Source organism: Pseudomonas syringae group sp. J309-1 (genome assembly GCF_032582135.1).
Taxonomy (GTDB): domain Bacteria; phylum Pseudomonadota; class Gammaproteobacteria; order Pseudomonadales; family Pseudomonadaceae; genus Aquipseudomonas; species Aquipseudomonas quasicaspiana.
Window position 1 is genome coordinate 137002 of sequence record NZ_JAWHNU010000006.1, and the last position, 13777, is coordinate 150778.

Below are 13777 nucleotides of genomic sequence, written 5' to 3' on the forward strand. Positions count from 1 at the left end.
TATCGCGAGCAAGCTCACTCCTACAGTAAAAAGCATTCCAAATCAGATAGTTATATTTTGTTTGATAGGAGCCGGGCTTGCCCGCGATAAGGGCGACTCGGTCAACCTGTAACACCGCTTTCCTGAATAAATCCGGCCCCATGGATTGCATGGGTCTGCGGGACATTTGCCGTCCGTCGCCTGCCTACTCGCCGGCAGCCAGACGGCTCTCAACCAAATGCCTGGCTTGCCGTTAAAGCACTCAGCGTCCCGGGACTGGTCGGGCGCATCCCCCGTGCGAGAGCCCCATGATCGACCTCAGTGTCTGGAACCTTACCCTGCCCATTGAAACGCCAGCCGTCACCGTGGCGACTGCACGTGTCAGCAGCCTCAACAGTCCTTACTTCAAAGTCAGCAGCAACGGCATTGTGATGTGGGCTCCCGTGACCGGCTCGCACTCTGGCACCAGTGACTACCCTCGCACGGAGTTACGCGAAACCCTCTCCAATGGCAACGCCATGAACTGGTTGTATAACAGCGGCACCAACACCATGATCGGTGCGCTGATGGTCAATCAGGTACCGTCGACGGGCAAAATTGTGGTGGCGCAAATCCACGCCAAAAATGCGCCGACGCCTTTGCTGAAGATGGTGTACCGCTATACCGCCAAAGGCGGCTTCATAGACCTCGAATATCGCGTGAAGCCAGCCGACGCTAAAAGCCCGGTGATGTACAGCACCCCCATGGCCCTGAACAAGCCCTTCACCTATTCGATTCAGATGGCACCCACCGGCAAACTCACCGTGATGATCAATAACGTGGCGGCGCAGACCACTCTCAACCCTGCCTGGTATGGCTACGCCTTTTACTTCAAGGCCGGGGTGTACACCCTGGACAACGTCGGCTACCCCACTGAAGGCGGGAAGGTCACCTACACCAGTCTTTCCACCAGCCACGTCGTGAAGAAGTAACAACCGGCAGTCGCTGTGGACCGTTGTAAATCACGCCATTCGTTTTTCAGAATGGCGTGACGCCCGCATCACTTTTCGTCGCCAGCATCCAGCGCTTCACCAATCGCATAAAAGTGTCCACCCGCGATGTAGTGCAAGCTGCGCCACGCCGGGTCGGCCGTCTCAAAGTTCCAGTGCCCGTCCTTGAACACTCGCGTATCAGCCCAGGCACCAATGACTTCGCCGATGAACAGATCATAGGTCGACTGATTGTGCGGCTCGGGTATCAGGCGACACGCCAGCCAGGCGGAGCAACCGGCCACGAACGGCAGATCATGATCGGGGATGCGGAACAACTTCACGCCTGAACGCTGCAGTTTGTCCGCTTCGTTGAACAGACTGCGCGTGCCCACCTCGTGGGTGAGTTGCAGCTGCGCTGCGGTTGGCACCTGAATCACGAACACTCCGCTTTGCTCAACCAGCTCACGGGTCTTGGCGATTTTGTCGAGGACCACAGTGAGTTTTGCCGGCATGAAATCCAGCGCGCAGGCCCAGGCAGCGGCCATGACATTGTCGACCCCTTCGTGCCGGGCCGAAACCAGAACTGTCGGACCGTGGTTGAGCAAGCGATAGGCCTTGGCCGGGTCCACCGGGGCAATAAATTGGTTCACAAAAATACCTCTCGAGACGTGGCGAGCGTGCTGACGAACGACTTGATTCGCACACATGCTCGCGCCAGTTGCTCATCGCTTACGGTAAATGAAAGCCGCACAAAACCCTGGGCAGGCTCACCGAAGGCTGCTGCGTCAAGCACCGACACACCCGCTTCCCGAAACAGTCGCCAGGCGAAATCCAGCGAGCTCAATCCGGTGCCGCGCACGTCGAGCAGGACGAACATCCCTGCATCCGGGCTGCGCACTTCAATGCCCGGACAGTCACTCAATCCAGACAACACGAGATCGCGTCTGCGTTGATAAATATCGAGCATGCCCAACGTCACTTCATCATGAGCATGCACCGCAGCCATCGCGCCCGCCATGACGAAGCCGGGCAATCCGTAAAGCATGCTCAACGACAGGTTTTCTACATGCCTGACCAACTGCGCATCGGCAATGATCCAGCCGACTCGCCAACCGGTCATGGCGTGGGATTTGGACAAACTGCCGACGATCACGCAACGCTCGGCCATGCCCGGCAAGCTGGCCAGACTGACGTGCTCCCGTTGGTAGCAAAGGCTTTCGTAAACCTCATCGACGACCACCCACAGATCATGGGCGATGGCCAGTTCGGCAATCCCTTGCAGCTCCTTGGCACTGAGCATTACGCCAGTCGGGTTGTTCGGGTTGGAGAGGAAAATGGCCCGCGTGCGCGGGGTAATGGCGGCGCTGATACGGGCAATGTCAGGACGAAAACCGGCATCGGCGTCGCAACTTACGCGCACCAGCGTCGCGCCGCTTGCCCTGAGCGTAGCCTCATAAGTCACATACATCGGGTCCAGAGCCAGGACCTCATCACCGGCTTGCAACAGGCAAAGGGCGCTCGCGAACAAAGCATTCTGCGCACCGGCGAGGGTGATCACATTGGCGGCCGCTACCGGCCGCCCCAGACGCTTGGCGTAACGCTCGGCGATAGCTTCCCTTAGCGCAGGCCTTCCGGGAATTTCGGTGTAATGGGTATCCCCTGCTCTCAGTGCGCCGACCGCCGCTTCAGTGATGAAATCCGGGGTAGCGAAATCGGGATCGCCAATGCTGAGGATAATGACATCTTCCCCTTGGCAATGAGCCTGCCAGGCGGCGAAGTGAATGTCCCAGGCGGCAGCGCCCTGCCCGGCTATCCGTTCAACAAACGGGGAAAAACGCATACCACGGCCTCTCGAATACGAGTAAAACGCCACGATACCGCGACGTTCTTCTGAAAGGCCAGTGTGGTTGGAAGCAGGATCCTTATGGAAAACTCTATGTTCACCTGCAAACATAATTCCCGTGGGAGCGAATTCATTCGCGAAAAGGCCGGCATATCCGCAGGAGTTGCGTGATCAGGAATGCCGTCTTCCCGAATGAATTCGGTCCCACAGGATCACGTTGAACCTGAGATGGGCACAATCCCGTGGGAGCGAATTCATTCGCGAAGAGGCAGGTACATCCGCAGGAGTTGCGTGCTTAGAAATGCCGTCTTCCCGAATGAATTCGGTCCCACAGGATTTTGGTCTAAAGGTAAAACATCCCCAACAGAAACGCATTTCAACTGCGGATTGATCCAGCCAATCAAGCCTTGGCAATCTCCGGCGCCAGCAACCACTCGGCGCTGTCATTCCAGACGTCCATATGAGTGATCTTGCCGTCGCGCACTTCAAAGCGGTCCAGATAACGATTGCCGGAAAAGCTGCTGCCATCCGGCCATTCGCCGTACAACGTGCCGTTGGAATACACCACAGTGTGGTCACCGCGATCCATCCAGTCGAAATTGCCCAAGGCCTTCTTGACCCACGCATAACGCGAGCCGTTGAACGCGGTAATGGCCTGCGGACTAGGCATGACACGCCCGCCGGTGAAGGTGATTTTCACGTCGTCACTCATGAAGGTCGCAGCCCGAACCGGATCCGGGGCCATGGACGCCTCAAGGAAATTGCTAACAATCTGTACGTCTCTGTTTATTTCCGACATCACTGAATCTCCTGACTCACGGGTTAAGTAAATGGCCTGAACGCCTCGACATGGTGCAGATCGCCTTAATTTGGCGCGTAAATACGGGGCGCTCCAAATAAAAACCGGCGTTTCGAAGGCCGTTATGACTGGCATCCTACTTGCTAGCAATAAATATGCAACTGCTAGCAATCAGGAGAACACACTATGGCCATCCGGCTTCCAAACCTGCAACGTCTGCTGTTTCCCGTGGCTGCGGCAGTCACACTCAATATGGCTATGTTCGGTGGCGCGCAAGCCGCTGAACCGCCGATCAAGGTTGGCCTGGTGGCTGCCCTGTCCGGCCAGTCAGCCAAATCCGGCGAAGCCCTGAGCCGTGGCCTGACCATGGCGATCAATGAAGTAAACGCCAAAGGCGGCGTATTGGGTCGTCAACTGGAGCTGGTGCGCCGCGACGACGAAAGCAACCCGTCCAAAGGCATGCTGGCGGCACGTGAGCTGGTCCAGCGGGAAAAAGTCACCGTATTGTTTGGTGGTCTCGATACGCCGGTGTCTCTTGCAATTGTGCCACTGGCCAACCAGATGAAAGTGCCGTTCATGGGCATCTGGGCAGCCGGTACGAAGATCACCGAAAACGGCGCTGCTGATAACTACGTGTTCCGGGTTTCGGCAGTCGACGAGCTGGTAGACGAAGCGCTGGTGAAATACGGCGTCGATAACGGCATGAAAAAGCCCGGCATGATCCTCATCAACAACCCGTGGGGCGAGTCCAACGAGGCCGGCTTCAAGCGCGCCCTGGAAAAACGCGGCATGGCCAACGCCGGTGTTGAACGCATTCAGGACAGCGATCTGGACGTAGTACCGCAACTGACCCGCCTGAAAAACGCCGGTGCCGACACCTTGCTGATGGTCGGTAACGTTGGCCCATCGGCGCAAGTGGTCAAATCGCTGGATCGCATGGGCTGGGACGTGCCGGTGGTTTCCCACTGGGGTCCGGCCGGTGGTCGTTTCGGAGAACTGGCTGGCCCGAATGCCTCCCGCGTGCATTTCATCCAGACCTACGTGTTCACCGAGCACAACAGCCCTAAAGGCGATGCTTTGCTCGCAGCGCTGAAAACCGCTTACCCACAAATCAAAACCCTGGCCGACGTGACGCCTGCGGTGGGCATCGCCAACGCCTATGACGCGCTGCATCTGGCTACGCTGGCCATCGAAAAAGCAGGCAACACCGATGGCAAAGCCGTGCGCGATGGCTTTTACGCCATTAGCGAATACGACGGCCTGATCAAGCACTACAAGCAGCCGTTCACGGTGCAGAAACACGACGCACTGGGTCCGGACGACTATCTGTTCACGCACTTCGTCAACGACCAGATCGTACCGTTGAAGCCTTAAGGAGTCGCCATGTTCACCGCCGCCATTGTCACCGGCCTCGGCCTGGGCAGCATGTACGCGCTGCTGGCGTTAGGTTTTCACCTGACCTACGTCGTCTCGCGCACCGTCAATTTTGCCCAGGGCAGCGCCATGATGGTCGGCGCGGTGCTGGGTTACACCTTCTGCATCACCTGGGGCTGGTCTCTGTGGCTGGCCCTGCCACTGACGCTGATTCTCTGTGCGCTGTATGGCCTGGTGATAGAGCGCTGGCTGGTGCGGCCGTTCCACAGCCGTGGCTCACAGGCCTGGCTGATGGCGACGGTGGCAGGCGGCATTCTGGTGGACAACCTGGCGCTGTTTACCTTCGGCAAAGAGCCTCGTCAGTTCGAGAGCAGTCTGGTCAACCTCAACGTCGAACTGTTCGGCAGCAGCGTCGGTGCGTTGCAGCTACTGATTCCTCTGGCGGGGGCAACAATTGCCCTTGCTCTCTATCTGGTGCGGCGCTACACCCGACTGGGCAAGGTACTGGAAGCCTGCGTGCAAAACCCGCGGGCAGCGATGTTGATGGGCATCAATGTCAATCGGGTGGTGGCGATCGCGTTTGCTGTTTCTACCGTATTCGCCGCGGTAGCAGGTTTGTTGATTGCGCCGCTGTTCAGCGTCAACGCCGAGATGGGCATGCTGTTCGGACTGAAAGCTTTTGCGGTGGCGATTCTGGGCGGCATCGGAAGCGCCGGTGGTGTGTTTGCAGCCGGTCTGCTGTTCGGTCTGGCTGAAGCCTTGATCACCCTGTATTTCGGCTCCGCCTTCACCCAGATATTCACGTTCGCGCTGGTCATTGTTGCCCTGGCGATTCGTCCCAACGGCCTGTTCGGCAGCAAGGCTCTGGTGAAAGTATGAGAGATATCAAAACCCTCGCAGCTCCGGTTTTCATCGGGCTACTCGCGGTCGTATGTGGCGTTATGGCGTTCACACTGGACAGCTATTCCCTGCTGGTCTTTACCCTCTGCGCTCTGGCGGCCGTAGTGGGTGTCGGCCTGAATATTCTGATTGGCCTGAGCGGGCAAATTTCATTCGGCCACATCGCGTTCTATGCCATTGGCGCGTACGTGTCGGCATTGCTGACCATGGCCGGTTGGCCGCTATGGCTGGCGTTGCCGCTGGCGGGCATCGTGGCTGGCTTGATTGGCGCCCTGTTGGCGATCCCGGCACTGCGGGTCAGTGGTCCCTATCTGGCGATGATCACCATTGCCTTTGCGTTCGTGGTGCATCACAGCCTGATCGAATGGCGTGACGTGACCGGTGGTTCGAATGGTCTGATGGGTATTCCGCTGCCGGAATTTGCCGGTCTCGATCCAGCGATACTGCTCGCGCTGTTGGCTGGGGCGTTGATGATCGGCGCATTGCTGTTCTATCAGCGCCTGAGTCACAGCACCTGGGGCAAGGCCATGCGCGCCGTGAAGGCGTCTGAAATTGCCGCGCGCTCGCTGGGTTTCAATCCGGTTCTGAGCAAAACCCTGGCCTTCGCCGTTTCCGCCGCGTTGACCGGTTTGGCAGGTGGCCTGCTTGCGCCCCTGCTGATGTTCATCAACCCGGAATCCTTTCCGTTTTCCCAATCGATCCTGTTCGTCCTGGCGGTGATCGTCGGTGGCAGCGGTATGCTGTTCGGCCCATTGATTGGTGCTTTGCTGATCGTGCTGGTGCCGGAACTACTGTCGGACTTCGCCGAATACCGCCTGCTGATTTTCTCGGTGCTGTTGCTGCTGGTGCTGTGGGTCGCGCCGAACGGCTTGCTGGGTGCCCTCGCCCGTCGCTGGATCAAGCCGACCCGGTTGTTACCGCCCACCACGATCAACACCCAACGCATTGCCGCGCATCTGCAAAGCCGCGGTCCGTCAACCGGTTTGCGGGTGACCGATATCGGCATTCGCTTCGGCGGTGTACAGGCGGCGCAACACGTCAGCCTGCATGCGCCTGCCGGAAGCATCACCAGCATCATTGGCCCCAATGGCGCGGGCAAAACCACCGTGCTGAACATGATCAGCGGGTTCTATGCCCCGGACAGCGGGCAGATCGAACTGCAACAGCCACTGGCCGGTTTACCTGCCTGGAAAAGCGCCCGAGCCGGTATCGCCCGCACCTATCAGACCACCCTGCTGTTCGGCGAGATGTCGGTGCTGGATAACCTCTTGGTGGCGATGCAGAAAGGTCGCCTCGGCCTGCCCTTCAGCCTGTCGACCGCCGAGCAACGCAGCCTCGCGCTGGACCTGCTGGCGCTGGTGGGTTATCGCGGCGAAGTGAACATAGCTGCCGAGGACTTGCCCCACGTCGACCGTCGTCTGGTAGAAATCGCCCGGGCGCTGGCGACCGCGCCTGCGGTGCTGTTGCTGGATGAACCGGCTGCGGGCCTGAGCCGCCGCGACACCGACGACCTGGCGGCGCTGCTGCGCAAGCTTGCGGATTTTGGCCTGACGGTAATCCTCGTCGAGCACGACATGTCGCTGGTGATGGCAGTGTCCGAGCACCTATTGGTGCTGGATGCCGGCAAGCCCATCGCGTCGGGGCCTCCCGCCGAAATTCGCCAGAACCAGCAGGTGATCGCCGCGTATCTGGGCGGCACCGATTATCAGGCAACGCCACGGGATCAGGCCTGGGATGGCAGTCGCGATGCGCGGCTTTACGTCAAAGATCTGGTCATCGACTACGGCGCCGCGGCAGTGGTCAACAAAGTCAATTTACTGGTCAACCCCGGCGAGCTTGTGGCGATTCTGGGTGCCAACGGTGCGGGCAAATCCAGCATCCTGCAATGTCTGGCGGGCCTGCATCGGGCGACCGAGGGCAGCATTTTGCTGGACAACGAAAGCATCGAACAGGCCAGCGCCAGCAGCATCGCTGGCAAAGGTCTGGCCTTGGTGCCGGAAGGTCGTCAGGTGTTCCCGTATCTGAGCGTGCGCGACAACCTGTTGCTAGGCGGTTACTCCCGACGAGAAGCGTTTGATGCCGAAGCTGAAATCGAAGCGATCCTCAAACGCTTCCCGCGTTTGCGCGACCGTATCGATAACCCGGCGGGCATGCTGTCCGGTGGCGAACAACAGATGGTCGCAGTGGGACGCGGGCTGATGGCCAAACCGAAAATCCTGCTGCTGGACGAGCCGTCTCTGGGCTTGTCACCGGCCATGATCGGCGAGCTGTACGACGCACTCGCCGCCCTGCGCGATGAAGGCGTCACTATCCTGCTGGTAGATCAAATGGCCAACCTCGCGCTGCAGGTTGCTGACCGCGCTTACGTGCTTGAAACCGGCCGCATCATAAAATCCGCCAGCGCCGCCGAGTTGCGTGACGACAAGGAGCTGGCTGCGGCGTATCTGGGTGAAAGTGCTGATAGCGCCAGTGCCAATAGCGTTCGAGGAGTGAGTGTATGACCGCACTGAAGATCATCAATGTGCGGCTGGGTGAAGCCGACACTGATACCGTGCTCTATGTGGAGAATGGCCATTACGTTGAGGCATTCAGCCCATCAATCATCGACTGGGAGACACTCGATTTACAGGGTCGCCTGCTGATGCCAGGCCTGATCGAAACCCATATCCATCTGGATAAAGCCTGCATCATGCAGCGCTGTCATTTGCACGAAGGCACCCTTGCCGAGGCAGTGGCGCAAACCCGTTCCGCCAAGGCGGAATTCACTGAAGAAGACGTGTACCAACGCGGTGCGCAGGTGCTGGATAAGGCGATCCTGCAAGGCACCACTCACATGCGCACCCACGTGGAGCTTGATCCGCAAATAGGCCTGACCGGCTTCAATGCCATTCGCCGCTTGCAGGCTGACTACGCCTGGGCGATCAGCCTGGAAATCTGTGTGTTCCCCCAAGAAGGCCTGCTGAATAATCCGGGCACGGAAGCATTGTTGTGCGAGGCGCTGGAGAAAGGCGCGACGGTGCTCGGCGGCTGCCCGTACATGGACAGCGACCCGGACGGGCAGATCCAGCGTCTGTTCGAACTGGCAGTCAAATACGACTGCGATCTTGACCTGCACCTGGATTTCGATCTGAATCCGGAAGGCATGACGGTCATGGAAGTCGCGCGCTGCACGCAACTGCATGGCTGGGCAGGACGCGTGACCATCGGCCATGTGACCAAGCTGTCGACACTCCCCAAAGAGCAAATGACCGTGCTGGGCCTGCACCTGGCCAAGGTCGGCGTGCAAGTGACCTGTCTGCCGTCCACCGATCTGTTTCTGATGGGCCGTGAGTCGTTTCACAACAAGCCTCGCGGGCTCGCGCCGCTGGAACATCTGCACGCCTGCGGCGTGACGTGCTCGGTATCCACCAACAACATCGGCAACCCGTTTACGCCGTACGGCGACGCCTCGCTGATCCGTCAGGCCAACCTGTTCGCCAACGTCAGCCAGATGGGCACCGTGCCGCAATTGCTGCAATGCCTGGCGTGGGTGTCCAGCGAATCAGCACGCATGCTGCGTTTGACCGATTACGGTTTGCTACCCGGATGCCGAGCCGACTTCATCGTCTTCGACGCCCCCTCGCCTGCGGCAGTGGTTGCCGAGATCAGCGCGCCGTTGATGGGTTTCAAGGGTGGGCGACGGACGTTTAGCCGACCGGTTGGGGTGTTGCTGAAGCCGGATAATTAGGCATGCTGTACGCATAACCCTGTGGGAGATACCCCGGTGTCCATGACACCACGCTGTCGCGCAGCAAACACGGGACCTGTAGGAGTGAGCTTGCTCGCGATTCGATCTGTTGGTCGATGAATATATTGCCTGTGCTGAAGCTATCGCGAGCAATGTGGATCGCCACCCCGGTCACTCCTACAGAAAATGCATTCCAAATCATGTAGTTATTTCTTGTTTGATAGGAGCAGAGCTTGCTCGCGACAAGGCTGGACGAGGTTCACTTTAGATCGCGTTCAGTCTTATCGCGAGCAAGCTCTGCTCCCACAGGTTCTGCGCCACGCAGGATCTTTTCGCGATGACGTTGGACTGATCTTCTCAATCACTCAACGCCTGCCGCAGGTTGAATTCCTCCGGCGCGCTTTCCTCCAGAGCAAGCTGCCCCTCCAGCTCGTCCAGGTGTTCAAGCATGACCGCCACGGCGCGCTCGTTATCGCCGTTTTCCAGCGCGGTGATGATTTCCTGATGCTCGTCCGACGCGCAGGACGGCACGTCATTACGCTGATAAAGCGCCACGATCAGTGAGCTGCGCACCATAAGGTTGGCGAGGATGTCACTCAGCACGGTGTTGCCGCTGATCTCGCCGAGCATCAAGTGAAACTCGCTCAACTCCCGCACGATAGCCCGACGGTCCGTATCGTTGGTGGCCTTGCGTTCATTGTTCATGTGCGTCGCAATCCGCTGACGCTGCTTGCGCATGATTGCTGGAGTGATGCCCTCCACAATCGCACGTTCAATGGCGCGACGCGCACTGAAAATATCCCGGGCTTCCTTGGCAGTAGGCTGGGCAACCATGGCGCCACGGTTGGCCTCGATGGTCACCACCTTCTGCATCGCCAGACGCTGCAGCGCCACCTGCACATGGTTGCGGTTGGCTTGCAAGGTCTCGACGATTTGCGCTTCGATCAGTCGCGTGCCGGGTGGCAGACGATGTTGGGCGATAGCCTTGAACAACGCATCGACGATACGTTGCACCTCAAGCTGTTTGGCAGTGACAGTGCTCAGGCCCATCCTTTCCTCTATTTTCAAAACGCTTGGCGCCATCGCAGCAGGTCTGCCAGTGGCGGGCAATCTGCGGCATTATCCGCCAGCCGCACGACACCGGCAAACCCCGTGTGCAACGGGTCGGGCGATCAGTTGGGCTGCCCCAGCGCGAGGCCTTCGCCACGCGGATCATGCATGGCGCTGCGACGTCCCGTTTCATCAATCGCGATGATCCCGGCGTGACCGGTCATGGGGCTGCGTGCCGGGATGATTTCCACTTCATGACCCAGCGCGCCAAGCCCCTCGACCGTCGCGGCACTCATGTCGCCTTCCAGCTTCAGATTGTCAGTGCTGTCGAAGAAGCTGCGCCCCAGCAGGAAGCGCGGCGTCTCCAGCGCCAGATCAATCGGTTGCTGATAGTCGACCAATTGCGTGGCCAGAACCATTTGCGTCTGCGGCTGACCGTCGCCGCCTTGGGTGCCGAAGAACCAGCGGCGACCGTCATCGGCCAGATAGCAGGACGGGTTCAACGTGTGCGCCGGACGCTTGCCCGGTGCCCAGCCGTTGACATGGTTGGCATCAGCGTTGAAACCGGCAGCGCGGTTCTGCCACAGCACGCCGGTATCACCGAGGATGCAGCCCGAACCGAAATCGTGAAACAGGCTCTGGATCAGGCATGCGGTTCGCCCCTGAGCGTCGGTGGCAGCCATCCAGATGGTATCGGCAGGTCGACCCGGTTCATTCCAGGGTGCGGCACGCTGATCGTCGATGGCGTCTGCGTAGGCCTTGATTTGCGCATCCTCAAGGCTTGCAGCGAAATCCCACGCGGTGCTCAACGGATCGCACAGCTGTGCATTACGCCGCAGCAACCCCTGCTTAATGGCTTCCACCAGATAGTGGTAATACTGCGCGCTGCCGTTGTCCACGTGCGCCAATGGCTTGTGTTGCAGTGCGGCCACCGCCTGCAAGGTGTAGAGCCCCTGACACGGCGGCGCCACGTTATAGAGTCGACCCTGACGATAACGCACCGAAATCGGCGCAACTTCAGGCGCCCGGGTGGCCGCCAGATCCGCCGCCGTCAGGCCACAACCAAGCCGGTCAAACGCCGTACCGAATGCCTCGGCCAACTCCCCTCGATAGAAGTCCTCGACGCCATGCCTGGCCAGGTGACGCAGGGTATTGGCCAGTTCCGGCTGGCGCAGGGTGTCGCCCTCGCCCATCCAGCGGCCATCGGTCTTGCACAGGCGATGCAGGTCCGGTAGCTGCTCGATGAGGGGTTGACGCAAGGTCTGCCAGAACAATTGTGATTGTGAAACAAGCGTGCCTTGATCCGCCATCGTGGCAGCGTCTCCGAGCAAGTCACCCCAACCCAGCGTCGACCCCCATTCATGGCGACTGATGTTCGCTGCGGTCTGCCAACTGGCCAGGGCGCCCGCAGTGCTCGCTACCGAGGCCGGACCGCGCACGGTTATCTTCCCGCCCTGAGGCATATGCTGACCGGCCCGACCGATCCCCACGATGGTGCGCACCTTGCTGTCGTGGATCATCCATAGCGCATCGCCGCCCAGCCCGGTCATGTGCGGAAACACCGCTGCAAGCATCGCGCTGGCGGCCAGCATCGCATCGATGGCCGTGCCCCCGGCATCGAGAATGCGCAGCCCGGCGGCGCTGGCTTCGGCGTGAGGCGTACAGATGACGGCGCGAGTTGAGGTGGCGATCATGATCAAAGGCTCTCTATTTTTGCTAGCTATCAATAGTTTTATTGTTAGCAAAGCAAGAAATGTGCCTTGGGGCGGTGATGGTATTTGACCGGCTAGTGGAGAACCTTGTGGGAGCAGAGCTTGCTCGCGATAGGTTGACGCGGTTTACGTTAGATTGTGTCCAGCCTCATCGCGAGCAAGCTCAGCTCCCACAACCACAACCACAAGGCATCATCGTCAAGGCTAGACCGCCGCAGCCTGCGCCCTTCTCATGCTCCACATCGCAACCACAGCGATCAACGCAACAATGGCGCTGAATAACTCACCCACATGACGCAGACCAAACACCGGCACGCTGACCCCGACGGCGATCACCGGCAATGACATGGACAGGTACAGCACCACAAACAGCGCTGACGCGACCGCCGCTTTCTGATGCGCAGGACTGGCGGCAGTCACCGCGCCCATACCGGCGCGGAACACCATGCCCTGGCCGATACCTGCGGTGATGCCGGCGACGATCAGCAACAGCATCTGCTCGGTCGCGATACTCAGGCCAAGGGTCAGCATGCCGAGAATCAGCGCAACGCAACCCAGGGTCATGTGCTGGCGGGACGGCAACCATTGCAACAGTGCCTGACCGACTACCGATGCGGCGAAGAACGAGCCGACCACAGCACCGATCACGATGCCGCTGGATTGCTCCATGACCTGACGCATGATCGACGGCACCATGCTGGTGAACAGCCCGGCAACGCTAAAGCCTGCCAGCCCGGCGATGGCTGCCGGAATGAACAGGCCGCGCACTTCGGCGGGAATCGAAGGCCGCATGACCCGCAAGCGTGGCACCTCCGGACGCTTGACCGTTTCCCGGGCAACCATAACGCCCACCAGGGCAATCGCCAGAAACCCCAGGTGCAGCCAGAACACCAGTTGCAGTGGATGCGGTAAATGCTGAGACGTCAGACCCGCCAGCAAAGGCCCCAGCCCGAGACCAAACATGTTGGCAGCCGTCGCCACCAGCGTGGAGCGCCTGCTCCAGGACTTCGGGGCCAGCTCGATGACAGCCACCGTGGCGGTGCCGGTCATGATCCCGGCGGAAAACCCGGAAAACAGTCGGCCCAGCAACAGGCCACCAATGGAATCGCAATACAGGAAAATCACCGCACTGATCGCCCCCATGACCAGACCGGCACACAGCATAGGACGACGCCCGACCTGATCAGACCAACTGCCCACCGCCAGTAAAGCGGCGATGACTCCAGCGGCATAGATCGAGAAAATAAGCGTCACCCAGGTTTCACCAAAGCGCATCTGCTGCTGGTAATAGATATACAGCGGGGTTGGCAATGTCGTGCCAACCATGACGATCAGCAATGCGCAGGCCACCAGAATGAAATCTCTGCTGGAAGATGAAACAGGCTTGGTCATGCAGGTCGTCCGGTGAGGAATATCGTGGTC

Annotated in this window: 10 protein-coding genes and 1 pseudogene; 5 read left to right on the forward strand and 6 right to left on the reverse strand. The window is 59.5% G+C overall.

Translation table 11 applies throughout. The annotated features are described in order from the left end of the window. The first annotated feature begins 287 nt into the window (after positions 1 to 287). Positions 288 to 950, forward strand: coding sequence for a polysaccharide lyase family 7 protein (locus tag RX972_RS05550; protein WP_099268753.1), 663 nt, complete (start codon positions 288 to 290; stop codon positions 948 to 950). 68 nt (positions 951 to 1018) lie between these two features. Here RX972_RS05550 and RX972_RS05555 read toward each other — a convergent pair whose 3' ends face one another. The 3 genes and pseudogenes from RX972_RS05555 to RX972_RS05565 all read right to left on the reverse strand — a co-directional run bounded on the left by RX972_RS05555 (position 1019) and on the right by RX972_RS05565 (position 3592). After that, positions 1019 to 1600 (reverse strand): flavin reductase family protein, encoded by a 582-nt coding sequence (locus RX972_RS05555; protein ID WP_316873203.1) that lies wholly within the window; start codon positions 1598 to 1600, stop codon positions 1019 to 1021. A gap of 23 nt (positions 1601 to 1623) precedes the next feature. Then, positions 1624 to 2790 (reverse strand): annotated as a pseudogene (locus RX972_RS05560) (pyridoxal phosphate-dependent aminotransferase); the annotation flags it as partial. 403 nt (positions 2791 to 3193) lie between these two features. Beyond that, positions 3194 to 3592 (reverse strand): nuclear transport factor 2 family protein, encoded by a 399-nt coding sequence (locus tag RX972_RS05565; RefSeq protein ID WP_316873205.1) that lies wholly within the window; start codon positions 3590 to 3592, stop codon positions 3194 to 3196. Positions 3593 to 3778: 186 nt separating this feature from the next. Between RX972_RS05565 and RX972_RS05570 the strand changes: the two genes are divergently transcribed. The 4 genes from RX972_RS05570 to RX972_RS05585 all read left to right on the forward strand — a co-directional run bounded on the left by RX972_RS05570 (position 3779) and on the right by RX972_RS05585 (position 9593). Next, on the forward strand, positions 3779 to 4966 hold the full coding sequence (locus RX972_RS05570; RefSeq protein WP_410478199.1) for an ABC transporter substrate-binding protein: 1188 nt from the start codon (positions 3779 to 3781) through the stop codon (positions 4964 to 4966). Positions 4967 to 4975: 9 nt separating this feature from the next. Continuing rightward, a complete protein-coding gene (locus tag RX972_RS05575; protein ID WP_316873207.1) occupies positions 4976 to 5845 on the forward strand; it encodes a branched-chain amino acid ABC transporter permease in 870 nt (289 codons plus the stop codon). Positions 5846 to 5907: 62 nt separating this feature from the next. Next, positions 5908 to 8367: an ATP-binding cassette domain-containing protein gene (locus RX972_RS05580; RefSeq protein WP_410478200.1), complete on the forward strand. Its 2460-nt coding sequence runs from the start codon at positions 5908 to 5910 to the stop codon at positions 8365 to 8367. Further along, positions 8364 to 9593 carry an amidohydrolase family protein gene (locus tag RX972_RS05585; RefSeq protein WP_316873210.1) on the forward strand — a complete coding sequence of 410 codons (1230 nt, stop codon included), beginning with the start codon at positions 8364 to 8366 and terminating at the stop codon, positions 9591 to 9593. Before RX972_RS05580 ends, RX972_RS05585 begins: the two co-directional genes overlap by 4 nt. Before the next feature lie 357 nt (positions 9594 to 9950). Here the strand turns inward: RX972_RS05585 and RX972_RS05590 are convergent, their stop codons facing one another. The 3 genes from RX972_RS05590 to RX972_RS05600 form a co-directional block, all read right to left on the reverse strand. Further along, positions 9951 to 10643: a GntR family transcriptional regulator gene (locus RX972_RS05590; RefSeq protein ID WP_122703801.1), complete on the reverse strand. Its 693-nt coding sequence runs from the start codon at positions 10641 to 10643 to the stop codon at positions 9951 to 9953. A gap of 122 nt (positions 10644 to 10765) precedes the next feature. After that, positions 10766 to 12337: a gamma-glutamyltransferase family protein gene (locus RX972_RS05595; RefSeq protein WP_316873214.1), complete on the reverse strand. Its 1572-nt coding sequence runs from the start codon at positions 12335 to 12337 to the stop codon at positions 10766 to 10768. 222 nt (positions 12338 to 12559) lie between these two features. Next, positions 12560 to 13747 carry an MFS transporter gene (locus tag RX972_RS05600; RefSeq protein WP_316873217.1) on the reverse strand — a complete coding sequence of 396 codons (1188 nt, stop codon included), beginning with the start codon at positions 13745 to 13747 and terminating at the stop codon, positions 12560 to 12562. Between the last annotated feature and the right edge of the window lie 30 nt (positions 13748 to 13777).